The sequence below is a fragment of the Hamadaea tsunoensis DSM 44101 genome (genome assembly GCF_000428945.1).
Lineage (GTDB): Bacteria > Actinomycetota > Actinomycetes > Mycobacteriales > Micromonosporaceae > Hamadaea > Hamadaea tsunoensis.
The window spans coordinates 1-21,068 of the sequence record NZ_AUAX01000034.1 but is presented as its reverse complement, the minus strand read 5'-3'; the positions used below and the strand labels follow the sequence as shown (position 1 = coordinate 21,068).

Annotated in this window: 19 protein-coding genes; 11 read left to right on the top strand and 8 right to left on the bottom strand. The window is 71.5% G+C overall.

What is annotated here, in order from left to right; genetic code table 11:
* Positions 1-95 precede the first annotated feature (95 nt).
* The 3 genes from G401_RS0133865 to G401_RS0133855 are packed head-to-tail and all read left to right on the top strand — an operon-like array spanning position 96 to position 4,512.
* Positions 96-884: a sulfurtransferase gene (locus tag G401_RS0133865; RefSeq protein WP_027345976.1), complete on the top strand. Its 789-nt coding sequence runs from the start codon at positions 96-98 to the stop codon at positions 882-884.
* A gap of 41 nt (positions 885-925) precedes the next feature.
* Positions 926-2,050 (top strand): acetoin utilization protein AcuC, encoded by a 1,125-nt coding sequence (locus tag G401_RS0133860; RefSeq protein ID WP_051367559.1) that lies wholly within the window; start codon positions 926-928, stop codon positions 2,048-2,050.
* Positions 2,051-2,055: 5 nt separating this feature from the next.
* Positions 2,056-4,512, top strand: a complete 2,457-nt coding sequence (locus tag G401_RS0133855; RefSeq protein ID WP_027345974.1) for a GNAT family N-acetyltransferase — start codon at positions 2,056-2,058, stop codon at positions 4,510-4,512.
* A gap of 137 nt (positions 4,513-4,649) precedes the next feature.
* On the opposite strand, the gene G401_RS0133850 is transcribed toward G401_RS0133855, so the two are convergent.
* The 5 genes from G401_RS0133850 to G401_RS50295 all read right to left on the bottom strand — a co-directional run bounded on the left by G401_RS0133850 (position 4,650) and on the right by G401_RS50295 (position 9,983).
* A complete protein-coding gene (locus tag G401_RS0133850; protein WP_027345973.1) occupies positions 4,650-5,183 on the bottom strand; it encodes a dihydrofolate reductase family protein in 534 nt (177 codons plus the stop codon).
* 83 nt (positions 5,184-5,266) lie between these two features.
* On the bottom strand, positions 5,267-5,821 hold the full coding sequence (locus G401_RS0133845; protein WP_027345972.1) for a hypothetical protein: 555 nt from the start codon (positions 5,819-5,821) through the stop codon (positions 5,267-5,269).
* On the bottom strand, positions 5,818-6,942 hold the full coding sequence (locus tag G401_RS0133840; protein ID WP_034593964.1) for an XRE family transcriptional regulator: 1,125 nt from the start codon (positions 6,940-6,942) through the stop codon (positions 5,818-5,820). The genes G401_RS0133845 and G401_RS0133840 overlap by 4 nt, the downstream gene beginning before the upstream one ends.
* A gap of 44 nt (positions 6,943-6,986) precedes the next feature.
* Positions 6,987-7,634: a hypothetical protein gene (locus G401_RS0133835; RefSeq protein ID WP_157546685.1), complete on the bottom strand. Its 648-nt coding sequence runs from the start codon at positions 7,632-7,634 to the stop codon at positions 6,987-6,989.
* Positions 7,635-7,838: 204 nt separating this feature from the next.
* Positions 7,839-9,983: a terpene synthase family protein gene (locus G401_RS50295; protein WP_034593962.1), complete on the bottom strand. Its 2,145-nt coding sequence runs from the start codon at positions 9,981-9,983 to the stop codon at positions 7,839-7,841.
* A gap of 242 nt (positions 9,984-10,225) precedes the next feature.
* Here G401_RS50295 and G401_RS50290 point away from each other — a divergent pair, with 242 nt between their 5' ends.
* The 4 genes from G401_RS50290 (at position 10,226) to G401_RS0133810 (ending at position 15,025) form a co-directional block, all read left to right on the top strand.
* The gene (locus G401_RS50290) at positions 10,226-11,659 is read left to right on the top strand and encodes a family 2B encapsulin nanocompartment shell protein (RefSeq protein ID WP_084557931.1); all 1,434 of its coding nucleotides are present in this window, start codon (positions 10,226-10,228) and stop codon (positions 11,657-11,659) included.
* A 137-nt stretch (positions 11,660-11,796) separates the two neighbouring features.
* Positions 11,797-12,834 (top strand): polyprenyl synthetase family protein, encoded by a 1,038-nt coding sequence (locus G401_RS0133820; RefSeq protein ID WP_245601925.1) that lies wholly within the window; start codon positions 11,797-11,799, stop codon positions 12,832-12,834.
* Positions 12,834-14,240 carry a DUF6923 family protein gene (locus tag G401_RS0133815; RefSeq protein ID WP_027345968.1) on the top strand — a complete coding sequence of 469 codons (1,407 nt, stop codon included), beginning with the start codon at positions 12,834-12,836 and terminating at the stop codon, positions 14,238-14,240. Before G401_RS0133820 ends, G401_RS0133815 begins: the two co-directional genes overlap by 1 nt.
* An 8-nt stretch (positions 14,241-14,248) precedes the next feature.
* Positions 14,249-15,025, top strand: coding sequence for a bestrophin-like domain (locus tag G401_RS0133810; RefSeq protein ID WP_027345967.1), 777 nt, complete (start codon positions 14,249-14,251; stop codon positions 15,023-15,025).
* Here the strand turns inward: G401_RS0133810 and G401_RS0133805 are convergent.
* Positions 15,015-15,590 (bottom strand): HhH-GPD-type base excision DNA repair protein, encoded by a 576-nt coding sequence (locus tag G401_RS0133805; protein WP_027345966.1) that lies wholly within the window; start codon positions 15,588-15,590, stop codon positions 15,015-15,017. The genes G401_RS0133810 and G401_RS0133805 overlap by 11 nt on opposite strands.
* Before the next feature lie 317 nt (positions 15,591-15,907).
* Here G401_RS0133805 and G401_RS0133800 point away from each other — a divergent pair, with 317 nt between their 5' ends.
* Together G401_RS0133800 and G401_RS55245 are read left to right on the top strand one after the other, a co-directional pair.
* Positions 15,908-16,138 carry a ribbon-helix-helix domain-containing protein gene (locus G401_RS0133800; protein WP_027345965.1) on the top strand — a complete coding sequence of 77 codons (231 nt, stop codon included), beginning with the start codon at positions 15,908-15,910 and terminating at the stop codon, positions 16,136-16,138.
* Positions 16,125-16,472, top strand: coding sequence for a type II toxin-antitoxin system PemK/MazF family toxin (locus G401_RS55245; RefSeq protein ID WP_084557923.1), 348 nt, complete (start codon positions 16,125-16,127; stop codon positions 16,470-16,472). Before G401_RS0133800 ends, G401_RS55245 begins: the two co-directional genes overlap by 14 nt.
* On the opposite strand, the gene G401_RS50285 is transcribed toward G401_RS55245, so the two are convergent.
* Both G401_RS50285 and G401_RS0133785 read right to left on the bottom strand, forming a co-directional pair.
* The gene (locus G401_RS50285; RefSeq protein WP_051367543.1) at positions 16,369-16,947 is read right to left on the bottom strand and encodes a VanZ family protein; all 579 of its coding nucleotides are present in this window, start codon (positions 16,945-16,947) and stop codon (positions 16,369-16,371) included. The genes G401_RS55245 and G401_RS50285 overlap by 104 nt on opposite strands.
* On the bottom strand, positions 16,944-17,915 hold the full coding sequence (locus G401_RS0133785; RefSeq protein ID WP_027345964.1) for a phosphotransferase enzyme family protein: 972 nt from the start codon (positions 17,913-17,915) through the stop codon (positions 16,944-16,946). The genes G401_RS50285 and G401_RS0133785 overlap by 4 nt, the downstream gene beginning before the upstream one ends.
* 20 nt (positions 17,916-17,935) lie before the next feature.
* On the opposite strand from G401_RS0133785, the gene G401_RS0133780 reads away from it, so the two are divergent.
* Entirely contained in the window at positions 17,936-19,450 is a 1,515-nt protein-coding gene (locus G401_RS0133780) for a DUF7782 domain-containing protein (protein ID WP_211240923.1), read from the top strand.
* A gap of 200 nt (positions 19,451-19,650) precedes the next feature.
* Complete coding sequence (locus tag G401_RS0133775) at positions 19,651-21,060, top strand: NF041680 family putative transposase (protein WP_064741918.1); 1,410 nt, start codon at positions 19,651-19,653, stop codon at positions 21,058-21,060.
* The last annotated feature ends 8 nt before the right edge of the window (positions 21,061-21,068 follow it).

Below are 21,068 nucleotides of genomic sequence, written 5' to 3'. Positions count from 1 at the left end.
GTCCGGCACGGTAGCGGGTGGCCGCACGTATGAGCATCCGGCGAAGGTTCGAGCGGTCCGGCGAGAAGGTCGGCGGTCCCTGACAGAATGGCGGGGTGAGCAACTTCGTCTCGGCCGAGCGGCTGCTGCCGATCCTCGGTGACGTGACCCTGCTGGACGTGCGCTGGCGCCTGGCCGGGCCGCCCGGGCGCGAGGACTACGCGGCTGGCCACCTGCCCGGCGCGGTCTTCGTCGACCTCGACCGGGACCTGTGCGGTCCGCCGGGGAAGGGCGGCCGCCACCCGCTGCCGGACCTGGACGACCTCGAAGCCGCCCTCCGGAGCGCCGGGGTCGAGGCGGGGAGACCGGTGGTGGTCTACGACGGGGGCGACCTCCTGGCCGCCGGCCGGGCGTGGTGGACCCTGAAGTGGGCCGGCCACCCGGACGTCCGGGTGCTGGAAGGCGGCTTCCCGGCCTGGACCGGACCGGTCACGCGGGAGGTCCCGGAGCCGGCGGAGGGTGACTTCACGGTCGTACCCGGCCACCTGCCGACGATCGAGGCTGAGGACATCCCGGCCTTCGTGCACAAGGGCGTCCTTCTCGACGTCCGCGCGGCTGAGCGATACCGGGGCGAGGTCGAGCCGATCGACCCGGTCGCCGGGCACATTCCCGGCGCGGTCAACGCACCCGGCGAGCTGCCTGCCATCCCCGCGGAGACGCCCGTGGCCGCGTACTGCGGCAGCGGGGTGACGGCCGCCCGGACCGTGCTCAAGCTGCACGAGGCCGGCCGCCCGGACGCCGTGATCTACCTGGGTTCCTGGAGTGGATGGATCACCGACCCGAACCGCCCGATCGCCACGGGCGAGGAGAGCAGCGGCGCGGAGGAAACCGGGGAAGCGCGGTGAACAGCCTCGTCGTCTGGGATGACGCGCTGCTCGGCTACGACATGGGCGACCACCCCCTCAATCCGGTGCGGCTGCGGTTGACCATGGCGCTGGCCGACGCGTACTCCCTGCTGGACAGGGACGGAGTGACCGTCGCGCCGCCGACCGCGGCCGCGAGCGACGCGGAGCTGGGGCTGGTGCACCGGGAGGATTACATCGCGGCGGTGAAGGCGGCGCCGGACGACCCGTTCTTCCGGGGTTATGGGCTGAACACGCCGGACAATCCGACTTTCGACGGGATGCACGAGGCGTCGGCGCTGATCGCGGGGGCGACGCTGACCGCGGCGCGCGCGGTGTGGGCGGGCGAGCAGCGGCGGGCGGTGAACATCGCAGGCGGGCTGCATCACGCGATGCATGCGCGGGCCGCGGGGTTCTGCGTCTACAACGACCCGGCGATCGCGATCAAGGACCTGCTGGAGCGGGGCGCGGAGCGGATCGCGTACGTCGACATCGACGTTCATCACGGCGATGGCGTGCAGGCGGCCTTCATCGACGATCCGCGGGTGCTGACGATCAGCCTGCACGAGTCGCCGCTGTCGCTGTTCCCGGGCACGGGCTTCCCGGACGAGACGGGTGTCGACGGCACCGCGGTCAACGTGGCGCTGCCGACCGGCACCGACGACCGCGGCTGGCTGCGCGCCTTCCACGCGGTCGTCCCCTCGCTGGTACGCGCCTTCCGCCCGCAGATCCTGTTCACCCAGTGCGGCGCGGATCCGCATCGGCTGGACCCGCTGGCGAACCTGCGGCTGTCGGTCGACGGGCAGCGGGCGGCGTACCTGGCGCTGCGGGACCTGGCCGAAGAGCTCTGCGAGGGCCGCTGGGTCGCCACCGGCGGCGGCGGGTACGCGCTCGTCGAAGCGGTCCCGCGGGCGTGGACGCATCTGATCGCGGCGATCACCGGCGAGCCGCTCGACCCGGCCCGGCTGATCCCGGCGGAGTGGAAGGATCTGGCCGCCGAACTCTGCCCGCAGCGGATGGCCATGCCGCGGATGACCGACGACGCCGACCTCGCGTACCGGGCGTGGGATCCCGACGGCGATCCGTCGCCTTTGGACAGAGCGATCCTCGCCACCCGCAAGGCGGTCTTCCCGCTGCACGGGCTCGACCCGTTCGATCCGCGGGACTGAGTCCGATGCGACCGGCGGACGTGCTCCTCTCGGACGGCTCGACCGTCCGGATCCGGCAGATCGAGCCGGCCGATGCCGACGCGATCGTCGCCATGCACGCCCGCTTCTCGGAGCGGACGCGCTACCTGCGCTACTTCTCGCCCTATCCGCGGATTCCGGCCCGCGACCTCGAACGCTTCGTGCGTGTCGACCATCGCGACCGCGAGGCGCTCGTCATCGCCCACGGCATCGAGATCGTGGCCGTCGGCCGGTACGAGCGGCTCGGCCCGCAGGCGCCCGACGCCGAGGTCGCGTTCGTGGTCGAGGACGCGTACCAGGGCCGGGGGATCGGGTCGGTGCTGCTCGAACACCTCGCGGCGGCGGCCGAGCCGGCGGGGATCACCCGCTTCGTCGCCGAGGTGCTGCCCGAGAACGGCACCATGATCCGGGTCTTCACCGACGCCGGTTACATCGTCACCCGTGAGTACGCCGACGGCGTCGTCCACCTCACCTTCCCGGTCGCGCCGACCGACCGGTCCCGGCAGGTGCAGGCCGACCGGGAACGGCGCAGCGAGGCGCGATCGGTGGCCCGGCTGCTGAAGCCGAGATCCGTCGCGATCTTCGGTGCCTCGCGGTCGGGCATGGGGGTCGGCGCGGCCGTCCGGCAGCACATGTCCGGGTCGGAGTTGCCGCTGACGGTGGTGCATCCCGGTGCGGCGCTGGAGTCCGGTGTGGACCTCGCGGTCGTCGCGGTGCCCCCGTCGGCCGTCCCGGCAGTGGTGGCGGCGTGCGCGGGCAAGGTCGGCGGGCTGCTCGTCATCACCGATCTCGACCGTGCGCAGCGCCGCGACCTGGTCAGCTCCGCCCGCGCCGCCGGCATGCGGGTCATCGGTCCGGGCAGCCTGGGCATCGCCGCGGGCGACCTCAACGCGACCCTCGCGCCGCACCTGCCGCCGCCCGGCCGGGTCGGCTTCTTCAGCCAGTCCGGCACGCTGGGCCTGCTCCTGCTGGCCGAGGCCGACCGGCAGGAACTCGGCATGTCGAGCTTCGTCAACGTCGGCCAGCGCGGGGACGTGTCCGGCAACGATCTGCTGCAGTACTGGGCGGGTGACCCCGACACCGACGTGATCCTGATGTACCTGGAGACCTTCGGCAATCCCCGCAAGTTCGCCCGGATCGCCCGCGAGGTGGGCCGGGTGAAGCCGGTCGTCATCCTGTCCGGGCGTACCGGGCTTGGGTCCACATTGGATGTGTCGGCCATGCAGGCGCTCCAGGAGCACTCCGGCGTGATCCGGGTCGACACCGTCAGCGAGCTCTTCGACGTCGGCCGGCTGCTCGCCGGGCACCCGCTGCCCGCGGGGGACCGGGTCGGCATCGTCAGCAACGCGCCCGCGCTCGCGTCCCTCGCCCGGTCGGCCGTGCAGTCCGCGGGCCTAAGGGCCGGCATGATGCTCGCGGTCAGCCCGGCCGCGCCCGAGGAGGAGTTCGCCGCGGCCCTCGAACTCGCCGTCCGCTCCGAGGACACGGACACGCTGCTCGTCGTGGTCGCGCCGCCGCTGCCCACCGGCGCCATGACGCCCTACGAGGAGAAGACCGCACCGTACGCGTCCGCGGTCGCCGCGGCCTCGGCGGCGTCCGAGAAGCTGGTGGTCGCCTCGTTCCTCTACGGCACGCCGCCGCCCTCGGTCGCGGGCTATCCCTCCATCGAAGAGGCCGTACGCGCGGTCGCCCACGTGAATCGCCGGGCGGCCTGGCTGCGCGAACCGGCCGGGACCGTGCCGCCGTCCCCGCTGGCCGAGTCCGGCCCGAATCTGTCCTCTCTGGACAGAGTGCTCGCGTCCTACGGCATCTCGGTCGTGCCCTCGATCCGCGTCGCCGGCGTCGAGGCGGTCGTCGCGGCCTTCGCCGGACTCGGCGGCGGACCGGTCGCCCTCAAGGTGGTCGAGCGTCCACATCGGATCGACCTCGGCGCGGTGCGGCTCAACCTCGCCGGTCCGGACCAGGTACGCGCGGCGTACGCGGACGTCTGCGAACTGTTCGGGGCCGACATCGAGGTCTACCTGCAGCCGATGGTGGCGCCGGGCGTACCGTGCGTGGTCGAGATGGTGGACGATCCGGCGTTCGGGCCGGTCGTCGGCTTCGGGCTCGGTGGCGTGGTCGCCGATCTGGTGGGGGACCGGGCGTGGCGGGCCGCTCCGCTGACCGACCGGGACGCCTTCGACCTCGTCCGTACGCCCCGCGCGGCCAGCCTGCTCAGCGGCGCGGTCGGCGGGACGCCGGTGGATCGGTCCGCCGTGGAGGATTTGCTGCTGCGGATCGGGCATCTGGCCGCCGAGGTGCCCCAGGTCCGGCGGCTGACGCTGAACCCGGTGCTGGCCCGGTCGACGGGGATCTCGGTGCTGCACGCGTCGGGAGTGATCGACGATCCGCTGCCGCGCCCGGACACCGGCCCGCGCCGCCTCCTCCCGCCCACCCCGGCCTGACCCCGCCGCCCCGCTCTTTCGAGCCCGCAGCCCTCAAGATCCCGCTTGGATCAGGTGAATCACCCGGATCATGGCTCAAGATTCGGGTGAAAGCCCTGATCCAAGCGGGATCTTGGAGCGGTCGACGGGGCCGGGGTTCAGGCCGGGCGGTAGGTGAGGTGGGTGACGCCGGTGGGGAAGGTCTCCGATCCGGCCAGCCGCAACGGAATCCGGCCGCTGCCGTCGAACAGCCGCTTGCCGTCGCCGAGCACGATCGGGCAGACCATCAGGTGCAACTCGTCGACAAGGCCGGCCGCGAGCAGCGACCGCACCAGCGTCGCGCTCCCGGTGATGGTGATGTTGCCGCCGTCTTCTGCCTTCAGCGCGGCCAGCGACTCGACGACGTCGCCGTCGATCAGCGTGCTGCCGGTCCAGTCGACGGAGGTCAGCGTCGTCGAGGCCACCAGCTTCGGGGTGTTGTTCATGAACTCGGCGACCTCGCCGTCCTTGCCCGGCCAGAACGCCGCGAACTCCTCGTACATGGCCCGGCCGAGCAGCAGGGTCTCGGTCTCGTCGCGCCGGGACTTGATCGACTGGCCGACCTCGTCGCAGTAGTAGTCGAAGCTCCACTTCTCCGGGGACTCGATGACGCCGTCGAGCGACATGTGCAGCCCCGCAACGATCTTCCGCATGATGCCTTCTCCTTCTCGTAGGTCGTTCTCTACTGGTGCAGCGAACGGCCTCCGTCCGGATCGACACGGCGGCGAGAACTTCTTCAAGATTTTTCCGGCGCGGCCAACTCCTCGGCGGACGCGGGGAGGCGATGGACGTGCCGGCCGACCTCCACCATGCCCTCCAGCAGGTGGAGACCGTCGTGCGCCGCGATCAGGCCGGCCCCGACCGCTGCCCGCATGACCTCGGCCGTTCCCCAGGCGGGGATGCCGCGGCGGACGGCGTACTCGTAGGCGGCGCGGTCGTCGGTGATCCACAGGGAACCGGCGAACTCCAGGTCGTTCTCCAGCAGGTACAGCGTCTGCGCCTCGCCCAGGTGTCGCCGGGGATCGCGGGGCGGGCCGCCGAACACGGCCCGCCGCAGCCGTTCGATGCGGGCGATCCGCTCGGGTTCGGAGATCTCGATCGGCTCGTCGAGCCAGCCGCCGGTCAGCACGTCCGCCAGGTTGGGCAGGTAGCGCGTCGAGCGCCGCGTCTCGTACGCGACCGCGTCCGTCCAGCGCCCCCGGCCGGCGAGGGTCTTCTCCAGCAGGTCGAGCCGGCGGACGGTGGCGAAGTTGCACAGGACGGTGTTGTCCGGGAACCACCACGCCGTCATAGCGAGAAGACCGCGTCCGGCGCCGTGTCGGCGGGCGTCCCGGCGAGGGTCTCGTAGAGGTCGTCGACGTCGACGCCGAGCAGGTTCGCCAGCGGCCGCAGCGTCGTCGCCCCCTCCTGGTACGCCGCGAACAGGTCGCCGACGAGCCGGGTCGGCAGTCGCTGGGCGAGGGCGGCGTTGACCTTGTCGAGGTACTCCTCGATGCTCCCGGCCCGCTGATGGCAGGCGAGCGCCGTGGTGGCCCGCAGCTGCTCGAAGCGCACCGGGCCGACGATCTCCAGGGTGAACAGGCGCACCGCCATGGCGCTGGGGGACACCTGGAAGTCCACGACCAGCCGGGCGAACTCGTCGTCGGTGAGCGCGCCGCCGGCCCGGGCCCGGACCTCGGCCTCCGGCATGAGCAGCGCGGCCGCGAAGGAGTTGGCGCTGACCTCGGTCGGGTCGCGGTCGACGCCGGGGGAGACGTGCCGGTCGACGACCACCTGCCGGGCGTCGTCGCCGAGGAGGTGGCCGAGCTCGTGGGCGAGGGTGAAGCGCTGCCGCGTCCACTGCTGGGTCGCGGCGAGCAGGATCAACCGCCGCTGGTCGGTCTGCCAGGACAGGCCGTCGAGGCCCGGCGGCAGCTCGCCGACGGCGACGTCCACGCCGAAGACCTCTTCGACCGCGGCGACGAGTTCGGCGGCGCCGAGCCCGCTGACCGGGCCGACCCGGTGGCGGGCCAGCCGGTCGACGGCGGCGGTCGCGAGCGCCGTCCCGCGGTCGTGCATGCCGGTCGTGGCCGGGGCGTCCGGCAGCGGCGGCACCGCTCGCGTCCGGCCCAGCAGATCCAGCACCTCGTACGCGTCCGCGTAGCGATCGGCCAGGCCGGCCGGTGCCGGTGCGACCGCCGACCGGGCGGCGACCGCGGGCCGCTCCGGGGACCGGCCGGTGAGCAGCCAGTCCACCGAGACGTCGCCGGCCTCGGCGATCAGGGCCAGCTCCAGCGAGGTGAAGCGCCGGGTGCCGGCCAGGGACTTGGACAGCTTGTCCTTGCTCATGCCGATGAGGTCGCCGAACGCGGTCTGACTACCGGAAACCTGGTCGATGAGGGTGCGTACGCGATCGGTCAGCGTCGCTTTCATGTCCTCCAGAGTAGAGCGGAGTTGCGAAAACAGCAACAGCGTCCTCAGTCGGGACGGACGGCCAGGTCGTCGGCGGCCACCTCGAACCGGCCGGCCGTCCCCGACACCAGGTACGCGAACGGCGGCCCGGCCGGACCCCAGCACGCCGTCAGGATCAGCCCGTACGCGCCGGTCGGCAGGACGCGTACCGGTGTGCCGGGCGCGTGGCCGTCGTCGCCGACCACCAGGACGGCGTCGAGCACCTGCGCCTCGCCCAGCCGGGCCGGGTCGTCGCCGAGCACCCGCCGGGCGGCCCGGTCGAGACCGGCGCAGGCCTGGTCGACGGCGGTCGCCTCGGCCAGCTCCGCCACCCATCCCAGATCGGCGGGCACGAGCTGCGGATCGACCGCCCGGTACGCGTCCGCGAGCACGTCTGGCCGGGCGGCGTACAGGCCGTCGGACTCGGGGAAGCGACGGACGAGATGGGCGGCCCGGCCGGCCGGCACGTCGGCGGCTTCGCGGACCTCGGCGAGGCGTACCGCGAAGGGGCGCAGGTCCAGGGTGTCCCGATAGATCGTGCGGCCGCTGGTGGCCAGGATCTCGTCGGGTCCGACGCCTCGCTCCAGTTGCCGGCGCGCCTCCGAGTACGCGATCCCGGCCCGCTCGGCCAGCGCGCGGACGGCACGGCGGCGGGCTCGGTCGGTGGTGGTCATGCTGCCCTCCGAGATCTCACGGTCCAGCACCTCCGGCCCGGCGGCGGGAGGCGTGAACGCTGAGTCGGGGACTCTTGGCCGGACGGCTCGGGCGGGCGTGCCGCCGTACCCAGAATAGCCCGGGACCGCCCCGCGAAGGCGGCCCCGGGCGCCAGAGGAATGCTGAGGACCTGTCTCCCGGACCACGAGATCCGGGAGACAGGGCTATCGGGTGAAGAGCCGGACCGCCGAGGTGCCGAGCCCGGTCGCGCGGACGGGGGAGAAGCGCAGGGTCTTCTCCTTCAGCGCCTCCTCGTCGTAGCGCCGGGTCAGCTGGTGCCAGCGCAGCACCCCGGCCATCCAGTCGCGCAGCAGGTCCACGTAGGAGTCCAGGGCCGAGCGCTGCTCGCGGGTCAGTCCCGCGTCGTCGGCGGTACGCGGCAGATCGTCGGCGACCACGCGCTCGAACTGGCGGATGCGGGCCGCCATCAGGTCGCGGGTGATCGCCAGCGCCGTGGCCGTGTCGCAGCCGAGGAACCGCTCGATCACGAGGACCACGTTGGCCGCCTCGCCCTCGAACTCGATCTCCTTCCGGTACGAGAAGACGTCGTTGGTCATGCACCCGTAGTCGGACGCCGAGTCGTCGATCGCGGTGAGGGCCCGCGTACGGAAGATCTCCGGCGGCAGGCACGCGCCGAGCGAGAGGCGGGCGAGGGCCTTGGTGAGGTCGGAGCCGAAGGTTCTGCGCCGCATCTCCAGGTAGTCGACCGGGTCCGAGACCCGGTTCTGGATCTGGTTGTTCAGCTCCCACAGCCAGCTGCCGGTCATGTCGGTCACCGCCTGGCGGAAGGTCCGCCGGCCGGCCTCGTCCAGCGGCCCGGCTGTGCGTACCCAGAGGTCGGCGAGCCCGCTCTCGACGGGGTCGGCCGGTGGCGGGAAGGTCGCCGCGTCCATCGGCATGAACCGTCCCAGCCGCTCGGCGAACAGCTTCGCGCCGGCCATGTCACGCGTGGCGCCGAACCGCACCGGGAAGAGGTCGTCGGCGTACGTGCCCCAGGTCAGCCAGCCGGTGCTGATGTCCAGTTCGGACGGATCGGCCCGCCAGTGGATCATCGCCGCGCAGACCGCGAAGTCGAAGCCGGCGAGCATCCGCTCCGTCCACAACCCCGATCCGGGTACGCCGGGCAGCACGTCCAGCATCCCCATCCGTCTCGACCAGGCGACCATCTCCCGGCGTGCCCCGGTCAGATGCGGGCTGACCTGGACCTGGTAGGGCATGTACAGCGTGGGCGGGGGCGTCGGCCCGACCGGATGCGGCACGTGTCCGAAGGTGCGCGCGAGGCCGGCCAGCCCGGGCGAGAGCCGGTCCGCGCCGGGGCGGGCCGCGCCGTTCATGTAGCGGCTGGAGCGCAGATGCCACTCGTGGCCGCCGCTCTGCCAGTCCTGCAGCCCGCGTACGTAGTGCAGGACGGCGGCCGCTTCGAACGGGGTCAGCCCCTTCTCGACGAACAGCGGGGCCAGCTCGGTCAGCACCGTGTTCTCGAACTGCTGCAGCCGCGAGGTGATCGCGCGGTTGACCGTCTCGGCCGCCTGCTGCGGCGTACAGCGCAGGAACCGCTCGACGACCAGGACGCCGTTGTTGACCTCCCCCTCCTCCTCGGTCTCCCGCTGGTAGGAGAAGACGTCGTTGCGCAGGTGTACGCCGTCGGAGAAGGTGTCGCGCAGCACCCGCAACGGCCGGCTGTACGCGACCGCGGCCGGCACCTCCGACGTCACGTACTCGACCAGCCCGGCCGACCACGGCGCGCCGCCGACCTTCCGCCGCATCTCGATGTACTCGACCGGGTTCGGTACGCGCTTGTCGTTGATGTTGCCCAGTTCCCAGACGCAGTCGAGGAGCAGGGCGTGCGTACTCTCGGCGAACCGGGACCGCCAGTCCGCCGACATCGACGGGATCGTGCGCAGCCACAGGTCGGCGAGGCCCTTCTCGACCGGGTTGGTGGGTTCGGGGATGGCCGCGCCGTCCTCGACCGGCATGTAGAGCGGCAGCCGGTCGAGGTACTCCCGGGCGCCGGGGAGGTCGCCGGTCTTCTTGTAGACCGCCAGGAAATGGTCGTCGAAGAAGAAGACCCAGACGTACCAGTCGGTGACGAGGTCGAGCTGCGCGGCGTCCGCCTCCGGATGCGTGTACGCGCACAGCAGCGCGTAGTCGTGCGAGTCGAAGTCGGCCTCGTCCCAGACGCCGGACCCCTCGATCATCTCCATCTGCCGGGCCCACGCCTTGGTGTGTACGCGGGCGGTTTCGAGGTGGGGGTTGAGCCGGGCCGGGTGCGGGACGTAGAACTCCGGCAGCGTGAACGGCTGCGGCATGCGTACCTCCTGGCGGAGACGCCGGACCCCGCCGCCTGAGACAGGTACGGCGGGGTCTGGCAGTGATGGGGCCGGAGAGGCGCCCACGGCCGATCAGATCAGGTCACCTCTCCTCTAGTCATCCCAAATCACCCTCAATGACGATATCTCTTGACACGCATTGCGCAGCGGCTGATCTCATGTGGCCACGAGGCGCCCTGACCGCCCCGGAAGTCCCACAGCCCAGATTGGACGGTGGCATCGTGACGATCGACGTTCACGAGCAGTCGGAAACCAGCCCCAGCGCGAACGGCAGCAGCCCGAACGGCAAGACGCCTTCCAGCCTCACCACGGCGGCGGCCCGCAACCTCGCCACGACGACCAAGTCCGTTCCGCAGATGCAGGAGATCACCTCCCGCTGGCTGCTCAAGGTCCTGCCGTGGACCCAGGTCAACGGCGGCGCGTACCGGGTGAACCGGCGGCTGACCTACGCGATCGGCGACGGCCGGCTGACCTTCACCAATGTCGGTACCCACGTCCGCGTCGTCCCCCCGGAACTCTGCGAGCTGCCGCAGCTGCGCGACTTCGACGACATCGAGGTCCTCGACGCGCTCTCCCAGCGGTTCACGCAACAGGAGTACGCCGCGGGCGACACGATCGTGAGCGCCGGCAGCGCGGCCGACACGCTCTACCTGATCGCGCACGGCAAGGCGGACAAGGTCGGCGAGGGCTCCTACGGCAACAAGGCCGTGCTGGGCGTGCTGGCCGACGGCGAGTTCTTCGGCGACAAGATCCTCACCGACGCGGATCTGACCTGGGACTTCTCCGTGCAGGCAGCCACGAAGTGCATCGTGCTGAGCCTGTCGAGGACCGCGTTCCTCCAGCTGGTCGACCAGTCCGAGGCGCTGGCCGGGCACATCGGGCGGCTGCGGGCGAAGGGCGTACCGAAGCAGAACCGGCACGGCGAGGCGGAGATCGCGCTGAGCGCCGGCCACAAGGGCGAGCACGACCTGCCCGGCACCTTCGTCGATTATGAACTGTCGCCGCGCGAGTACGAGCTGAGCGTCGCCCAGACGGTCCTGCGGGTGCACACCCGGGTGGCCGACCTCTACAACCAGCCGATGAACCAGACCGAGCAGCAGCTGCGACTGACGATCGAGGCCTTGCGCGAGCGCCAGGAGTTCGAGATGGTCAACAACAGCGAGATCGGCCTGCTGCACAACGCGGATCTCAAGCAGCGCATCTCGACCCGGTCCGGCCCGCCCACCCCGGACGACCTCGACGAACTGCTCAGCCGCCGCCGCAGTACGCATTTCCTGCTGGCCCATCCCCGCGCGATCGCGGCGTTCGGCCGGGAATGCACCCGACGCGGGCTCTATCCGGACACGGTGGACTTCCAGGGGCACCACGTGCCCTCGTGGCGGGGCGTACCGCTGCTGCCGTGCAACAAGATCCCGGTGACCGACACGCACACGACCTCGGTCATCGCGATGCGTACGGGCGAGGACGACCAGGGGGTCGTCGGGCTGCACCAGATCGGCCTGCCGGACGAGTACCAGCCGGGGCTGTCGGTGCGCTTCATGGGTATCAACGAGCAGGCCGTCATCTCCTACCTCGTCAGCGCGTACTACTCCGTCGCCGTCCTCGTGCCCGATGCGTTGGGCGTGCTGGAGAACGTCGAACTCGGTCACTACTGAGATCCCGGGCCGGGCGACCGCTCCGATCGGGTTCACCGATTCGGCCGGGGTGGTTGCCCGCCCGTGGACCCTGGAGAGGCACGAGCAGCACCACAGCAGAGCCTGACCCCTGGAATGACCCAGCAGAGAGGGCGACGATGATGACAGCGCTCGAAGCCACGCCGACGGCGCAGGTCGCCGCGCGGGCCTTGGAAGCGGCGCGGACGGCGGTCGACCCCGCCCTCCGCGAGGCAGTGGACGCCCTGCCCGGGGCGTTACGGCGGCTGGCCGGCTACCACTTCGGCTGGTGGGACCGCCACGGGGTCCCTGAGGCAGGCGACCCCGGCAAGGCGTTGCGACCGGCCCTGGCCCTGCTGGCCGCCGAGGCGGTCGGCGGCTCCACGAACGCCGCGTTGCCGGCGGCGGTCGCGGTGGAACTGGTCCACAACTTCTCGCTGATCCACGACGACGTCATGGACGGCGACGAGACCCGCCGCCACCGCCCCACGGTGTGGAAGGTCTTCGGCGTCGGGCACGCCATCCTGGCCGGCGACGCCCTGCTCGCGCTGGCCTTCGAGGCCATCGCGACGGCCGACCGCCCGGCCGGCGACGGCACCCGCATGCTCGCCGCCGCCGTCAACGACCTGCTTGAAGGGCAGGGCGAGGACCTGGCCTTCGAGACCCGCGACGACGTCCGCGTCGAGCAGTGCCTGGCGATGGCCCGGCACAAGACCGGTGCGCTGCTCGAATGCAGCGCCGGGCTGGGCGCGCTGTTCGGCGGCGGGACCGCCGCCCAGGTCGCCCAGCTGCGGGCGTTCGGCGCCGACCTCGGGCTCGCCTTCCAGTTCGCCGACGACCTGCTCGGCATCTGGGGCGACCCGGCCGTGACCGGCAAGCCCGTCTACTCCGACCTGCGCAGCCGCAAGAAGTCCCTGCCCGTCGTCGCGGCGCTCAGCGGCGGCTCCCCGGTCGCCGGTCCGCTGCGCGACGCGTACTCCGGGGAAGGGGAGCTGAGTGAGGCGGAGCTGGAGCGGCTCGCGGCGGCCATCGACCTCGCGGGTGGCCGGGCCTGGTGCCTCGCGCAAGCCGACGAGCTGCTGGAACGTGCGCTCGACGCGCTGACCATGGGTGGGCCGCTGACCGGCACCACCCCGCTCGCGGCCGTCGCGGCGCTGGCCGCGCGCCGGGACCGTTGATGGCCTGGACCACGCTGCTGCTCGCCGCCGGCCTGCTCCCGGGACCGGACCCGGCCGCCTGTCACAACGGCTTCTACCTGGTCGAAGGGCACACCCTGGTCCGCTTCGACGAGAGCGCCGCGCGCAGCGTCACCGTCGCGCAGCTCCCGCCGCAGCTCAACGCCATCGTGTACGCGCAGGCCGGCGACCGGATCGTCGGACTGGCCGACGAGCAGGACGGGCCGCACGTGATCTCGGTCGGCCCGGCGGGTGACGTGGCCGACCGGGGCCGGGCGCCCGCCCTGCTCCGGGGCGCGTACGCGGCGGCCGCCGACGGGAACGCGTGGCTGATCCAGTCGGCGGACGGGGACGAGCTGATCTCGGTCGACCTCGGCACCCTGGCCGTCACGAGGCGTACGCCGCTGTCGGTGCCGGTGAGCCTCGGCGACTGGGAGCTGAACCCGGCCGACGGCAGGCTCTACGGCGTGGCCGCCGGCCCGGTCGCGAAGCTGACCGCGGTGGACCCCGCCACCGGGACGGTGTCCACGGTGGCCGCACTGCCCAGACTGCCCCACGGCAGCAGCTACGGTGCCGTGGCGATCAGCCCCTTCGGCACCCTGTACGCCCTGCACAACGGCACCGGCCGCCTGTACGCGATCCCGCTGGCCGACCCGGCTCAGACGGCAGTCGTGGCGGACGGCTCGACGGTCTACCACGCGGACGGCGCGACCTGCCCGGTCGCCTGGGACTACGGCTCGGCGGCCGGGTACGGCGCCGCCCGGAACACGCTGACCACCTTCGGCCGGTTGTCGATCGGGGCCGCGGCCGGCGTGGACGACGCCTTCGCGGCCCCGCCGACGATCGCCGCCGAGGCCACGTCCTGGCAGGTCACGGTGGCCGTCACGAACACGACCGAGCAGCCGGCGACCTTGGCCGGGTGGCAGGACTTCGCCGGGAACGCCACCTTCGGCGCGGCGGGCCTCGCCACGGCGACCGTCCCACCGGGAGCGACGACGGCCACGTTGACCTGGACCGGCGTCCAGGTCAACCCGGGCCGCGACACGGCCGGACTCCGCCTGCGCCTCTACGGGACGGTGCCGGCGTCGGGCCTGGCCCCGACCGGCTCCGCCTCGGGCGGCGAGGTCGAGGACTACCTGGTCCGCATCATCTGGCCGCAGCCGCGGCCGGCCTCCCCGCGCCCGCCGGCTCCCCTCCCGCCGGTGCCGCCCTCGGCCGCGCCGACGCCTCCGTCACCGTCCCCATCGCCGTCCGTCTCGCGTACTCCTGTTGCCCTGCATCACGCGATCCGGCGACCGCCGCCCCCGCCGCCGCCCGCCCGGCTGCCGATCACCTGGTCGGTCTTCGCCGGACTGCTCGTGCCCGCGATCACGCTCGCCGCCCGGGTCAAGGCCAGGGCCCGCCGATAGGGGTGTCCATGAGTTCGCTCTTCGCAGGCGTACTGATCATCGTCGGCTCGGCGGTCTGCGCCGTGCTCGGCTTCCTGGTGATCACCAAGATCGTCCCGCAACGCTGGCTCGTGGCGGACTCCGGCGTGGCCAGTTCGCTCTACGCCACGATCGGCATGGTGTACGCCATCCTCATCGCCATCGCGGCCATCGCGGTCTGGGAGCCGCGCGACGCCGCCGCGTCCAACGTGGACACGGAGGCGACCGGCATGGTGGAGGCGTACTGGGCCGCGAACGGGCTGGCCCCGGCCGATCGGAGCGCGGTGCGGGAGTCCATCCTCGCGTACCTCCGGCAGGCGGCCGGGCCCGAATGGCTCTCGTTGCACGACACCCGGCAACCGACCGCGGGCGCCACGACGGCCTTCACGCGGCTGCGGGAGCGCGTCGACACGATCGACCCGAAGACGGATCGCGAGCAGGGCGCGTACGACTCCGTGACCAGCCAGATCAGCACCGCCGCCGGCGCCCGCCGGTCCCGGCTCGCGGCTGCCGGCGAAGGAATGCCCACGCTGCTCTGGCCGATCCTCATCCTCGGCGGCCTGATCAGCGTGACGTTCCTGTACATGTTCGGCCTGGAACGGACCTTCCCCAACGCCCTGATGCTGGCCGTCGTCGGGGCCATGGTCGCCCTGCTGCTGATCGTGATCTACCAGGTGGAGTACCCGTTCAGCCGCGCCTTCGCCGTGGGCCCGGGCAGCTTCGAGACGGCGATATCCCAGCTGCGGGACGCGCCCGCTACTTCTTAGCGGCGGCCTTCATCTGCTTCTTGTACTCGCGTACCTCGGCCAGGCTCTCCTTGCTGACGATGTCCGCGACCGACCGGTGCGAACCCTCCTCGCCGTACACCCCGGCCGCCTCCCGCCAGCCGGCCGGCTGCACGCCGAACTGCTTGCCGAGCAGGGCCACGAAGATCTGCGCCTTCTGCTTGCCGAAACCGGGCAGCGCCTCCATCCGCTTCAGGAGGTCCCTGCCGTCCGTCGCGGTCGCCCAGATCCGCTCGGCGTCACCGTCGTACTCGGCGGCGACGGCCTGGCACAGTTTCTGCGTACGCTCGGCCATCGAGCCCGGGAACCGGTGGATGGCCGGCACGGTCGCGAACAGCTCGGCGAACTTCTCCGGGTCGTACGCGGCGATCTGGGCGGCGTCCAGCTTCGTCACGCCCATCCGCTGGGTGAGGATGTGCGGCCCGGTGAAGGCCTTCTCCAACGGGATCTGCTGGTCGAGCAGCATGCCGATGAGCAGCGCCAGCGGATCGGACGCGAGCAGCTTGTCGGCGGCGGGATCGCCGGCGAGGAAGAGCTTGGTGGCCATGCGCCCAGCTTGCCAGACGCATCTTCACTCCGGGCGGAGGTCCAGTTCATCAAAATCAAGATCAAATTCAAGATCACGTTCATGTCCCGGGTCCGTCGATCTCACCTCCGCTCCTCCCGCGGGAGACCGTTCCGGCCCTGGGGGGCCTCCACTGCCAGGTGAGTGGGGCGACGCATCGTCCGCCGTCGTTCGCTTGCGGAAAGGGGTCGTAAATCCGTCCCGGCCGGCGCATGTCCGAACGTCGGTAGCATCATCGGTAGGTATACGAGTATTACCCTTAGTGGCAGCTCTGCCGACTCCTCGGTAGCATGAGCGCTATGAAGTTGAGCGTGAGCCTGCCCGAGGAAGACATCGCCTACGTCGATGACTATCTGGAACGACGCGGCGGCTCCTCCCGGTCCGCCGTCCTTCATCAGGCTATCGACCTGCTCCGTGCGAGCGAGTTGGAAGACGCGTACGCGGCCGCCTGGCAGGAGTGGGACGCCGACGAGGACGGCAAGCTGTGGGACGCCGTCACCGCGGACGGGCTCACCGATGCGGCGCGGTGACATCTACCTGGTCGACCTCGAACCCAGTCAGGGCGCGGAGGCGAACAAGATGCGCCCGGCGGTGCTGGTCAGCAACACCACCGCCAACCGGGTCGCGGAGCGCAACGGCCGAGGTGTGGTCACGGTCGTCCCGGTGACCTCCAACATCGAGCGCGTGTATCCGTTCCAGGTTCTGATCCCAGGCGGCGAAGGCGGTCTGGCGCGCGATTCGAAGGCCCAGGCCGAGCAGGTCAGATCGGTGGATTTCGGTCGGCTGCGCAGGCGCCTGGGCGGGCTGAGCCCGGTGACGCTTGCTCGACTGGATGCCGCGCTGCGCGTACACCTCGACGTGTAGATCGCCACCAGGGCCAGGTGAGCAGGGCGCCGATGAGCGCCCCCGTCGCGTTCTGCAGGACGTCGTCGATACTGGACACGCGGCCGAGGCCGAGCGCGTACTGCAGGAACTCGATGAGCGCCGAGAACGCCGCGGCGACCAGGAAGACGCGCCGGAACCGGCGGAACCAGAGGCGCCAGAAGGGCGCGGCGGCCCCGAACGGCAGCAGGAACACGAGGTTGGCGAAGACCTGCGGGAAGGCCGCCGCCGGGTTCGAGGTGACCTGGTCATAGAGATCCACGAGCGGGACCAGGGCGACGGTACGCGTACCGCCGAGGGGCGTGAGCGCCATCCAGGTCCACGGGAACGTCCCGAGCACGATCACCGCCTCCGGTACGCCCCGGCGGCGCAGTGGCGCGACCACGAGGGCCACCGGGACGAGGGCGAGCGTGACCCAGAGGGGCAACGCCCAGCGGTGGAGCTGTTCGGAGATCACCGGGGCAGGTCCGACTCGTGGTGGGTGAGCCACTGTTCGAGGCGCTGCCCCTCCTGGAGACGCAGGCGGACGTCGTGCAGGGTCGACTGGCCCCGCTTCCAGCGGCCCGCCCGCCAGATCGCGCTGCCCATCGCGCGCAGCCGCAGGACGGTGGGGAAGGCCGCGTACTCCTCGGGGGTCAGGCGCAGCCGCGAGTGGTAGCCGCGCAGGAAGATCTCCGCCTGCTCGGTGCCGCCGGGTTCCCACCAGCCGTCCGTGCACTGCAGGATCGCGCCGACCAGGTCCGTCACCCGCAGGTCGGCACCGGCGATCTCGAAGTCGAGGACGGCGCTCACCCGGCCGTCCTCCACGAGCACGTTGGACGCGGCCATGTCGCCGTGGATGATCTGCACCGGCAGGCTCGCCCACAGCCGTTCCTGCTCGCCGGCCGTCTTCTCGACCACTTCGGCGAGCCAGAGCGCGCCCGCGTACCCGGGCATGGCCTGCAGGAGATCGGCGATGAGCGCGTGGAGGTCGGGCACGGCGGGGTGGATGGCGTGGAGCGGGCGCCGCCAGTCGATCGGCGCGAGGTCGAGGGGGAGCCGGGCCAGGGCGAGGTCGAGATCGCCCAGCGCCTGCCCGATCAGCTCGAGTTCGGTGGGGTTGTCCCGGTACGCCATCCGCCCCGGCAGGTACGCGAACAGCGCCGCCACCCCTTCCTCGGTGTCGACCCAGGTACAGCCGTCCATGGTGGGCAGTGGGCTGGGTACGGCGAAGCCGAGATCCTGGCCGGCGAGGGCGGCCAGCAGGCGGTGTTCGGCGGCGACCCGGTCGGCGTCGAGGTTCTGGTACACCCGCAGGACGTAGGGGCGGCGGCCCACCTCGAGCAGGTGGGTGATGTTGTTGGAGCCGCGCTCGGGTGAGCGGACGGAGTCGGGTTCGGGCAGTCCCCACGGGCTGAGGGCGGGTCGGAGGGCTGGCGCGGACATGAAAAGGCAGGATAGTCGACGTGATCGGACAGCAGGGAATTCTTGACGACACCGATATCGCGCGACTGCGGGAGGCCCTGGCCACCGCGAGATTCACCCAGAAGGGGGTGGCCGCCCGGCTGGGTCCCGCCGCCGTCGCGGCCGCCGGGCGGGAGGACTTCCGGGCGACGCTCGCAGTGACGGCGCCGGGGAGCGCTCGCGCGAGCCGCCAGGAGTTCGGTCAGGGCGATGGTGACACGCTGGCGACGCTCATCCGGCTGTTCCTCGCCAGCCAGACCGAGCCCGAGGCCGCCGTCGCGCGGGCCCTCGGCGGCCTTCCGCTGGAGCGGGCGCTGGAAGGCGGCCTGCTCGAACGGTCCGGGGACGGCGTACGCGCCGCGGTCGACCTCGACATCTACGGCGACTGGTGGGTGGTGGCCGACCTGCCGTCCGGCGTACGCCCCGGGCCGCTGCCGGCAGATCACGTGCTCGGCGTCGGCAACGCCTCGATGACGCTGGCCGAATCGACGATCCGCCGGCCGGTCGGCACCGCCCTCGACCTGGGCACCGGGTGCGGCGTACAGGCGCTGCACCTGTCGGAGCACGCGCGGCGGGTGACCGGAACCGATCTGTCCGAGCGTGCGCTGCGGTTCGCCGCGACCACGGCGGCGCTCAACGGGCTGGACTGGGAACTGCTGCACGGCGACCTGCTGGCGCCGGTCGCGGACCGCCGGTTCGACCTGGTGGTCAGCAACCCGCCCTTCATCGTCGGGCCGGGCGTGACCACCCACACCTACCGCGACTCGGGACGGCCCGGGGACGGGGTCTGCTCGGAGCTGGCGGCCGCCGCGCCGCGGCTGCTCAACGAGGGCGGCACGCTGCAGTACCTGGCGAACTGGGTGCACGTGGCGGGCGAGCGGTGGGAGGACCGCGTCACCGGCTGGTTCGCCGGCACCGGCTGCGACCTGTGGGTCATCCAGCGTGAGGTGACCGAGCCCCTGGACTACGTACGCCTCTGGCTCGCCGACGCGTCCGAGGGCCACGACCCGCGGCGGGCGGCCGCCTGGCTGGACTGGTTCGACCAGCACAAGATCGAGGCCGTCGGCTTCGGGCTCATCACGGCCCGGCTGTCCGGACGCGACGATCCGACCGTCGTCTGCGAGGACCTCCGCCAGACGATCGCCGGCCCGCTCGGCCCCGAGGTCGAGCAGTGGTACGCCCGCCAGGACTGGCTCGCCGCCCACGACCTCGAACACCTCCTGGGTACGCGATTCCGGCTCGCCGACGGCGTGATCCTGCGGCAGGAGGCGGTCCTGGGCCCGGACGGATGGGCCGTCGAGCGGCAGATCCTCGAACAGCAGCACGGACTGCGGTGGGCCGAGGAGATCGACCCGCTCATCGTGTCGCTGGTCGGCGGGTGCGACGGGACGGTGCCGCTGCGGGAGTTGGTGGCGCTGCTGGCGACGGCCCACGAGGCGCCGGCGGAACTGCTCGGGGTCGCGCTGTCGGGCATGGTCCGCCACCTGGTCGAACGCGGCATCCTGATCCCGGCCTAGCCGGACCTTTCGCCGCTCCGCGAGCTCATGATCCCGTTTGGATCAGGGAAGTCACCCGAATCATGGCCCAAGATTCGGGTGACTTCCCTGACTCGGGTTTTAACGTGAAGTGCTGTTTGTCCTTCTTGTCGGGTAGTGACATAGAAGTGGTCATCGCGGATCTTCGAGTAAAGGCCTGACAAACCCTCTCGGAGGTCGCGATGACCACTTCCAGCAGTGTCGCGCATGAGTTGGCCGGCGCGCAGCAGGCGCTGCGAGAGTTCCGCCATCAGGTGTACGACTGCCTGGACCGTTGGCCGGACGCATTGTTCGACCTGGTCGACGCGCAAGCGTCGGCGGTCGCGGTGGACGGCCTGGCGCATCTGACGCTCGCGCCGGGCGCACGGCGCGGGCACGGCAGCGCCTACCGGGCGATCGCCGACGGAGCGATCGACACCGGCATGCTGCGCGAGACCCTGGCCGGGTTCCGGCCCGCCGAATGGGAACCGACGTTCGCCGTCGACACCACCCTGTGGGCACGTCCGGCCGCGCAATGCTCACCCGAACGTGGCCTGCACAAGTACAACCACGCCCAAGCACAGATCACCAACGGGAAACCGATCACCGCGGGATGGTCATACTCATGGCTGGTGAACCTGTCGACCGAACCCGGTAGCTGGGTCGCGCCCCTGGACGTCTCCCGGGTGAACACCTCCCAGACCTGCACCGAAACCGCGATCGGGCAGATCCTCCTCCTGCTTCCCCTGCTCGAGCACCCCCGGTCGCAACCCCTGCCACTGTTCGTCTGCGACGCCGGCTACGACGCGGTCACCCTGGGCGTCGAACTCGCCGACCAACCCGTGCAAACCCTGATCCGGCTGCGCAACGACCGGGTCATGTGGACCCGCCCCCAACCACCGACCGGCAAACGCGGCCCCGGCACACCCCGCCGACACGGACGACGATTCCACTTCGCCCACCCCGAAAGCCACACCCCACCCGACCACGAACTCGCCCTGCACGACCCGGTCTACGGAAACGTCCACGTCACCGCATGGCACCAACTACACCCCGAAACCCAAACCCACTACCGCGACCCCGACGGGCGGCCCAGCATCATCGAAGCCACCATCCTCCGGCTCACCGTCGACAAGACACCCCGCCACCGCCAACCCGGCCCGATCTGGCTCTGGTTCAACGGCCCCGCCGACACCTTCGACCCCGACCGCTGCTGGCGCGCCTACCTACGCCGGTTCGACGTCGAACACTTCTTCCGCTTCGCCCGCCAAAACCTCGGCTGGGCCACCCCACGACTACGCCACCCACAACAAGCCGACCGGTTCAGCCAACTCACCGCCATCACCGCCACCCAGCTACGCCTGGCCCGCCCCCTCGTCGCCGACCACCGCCTGCCCTGGCAGAAACCCCTCACCAGCCAGCAAATGACCCCGGGCCGGGTCCGGCAAGGTTTCACCCACCTGCTAGCCACAATCGACACACCAGCTAGATGGCCAAAACCCACCAAACCCGGACCCGGACGACCCAAAGGCCGCACCAGCGAACCCGCACCCCGCTACGAACCCACCCGCACAACCAAAGTCAAGATCCCCAAAGAACTAATCCGACCTTAAAACCCGAG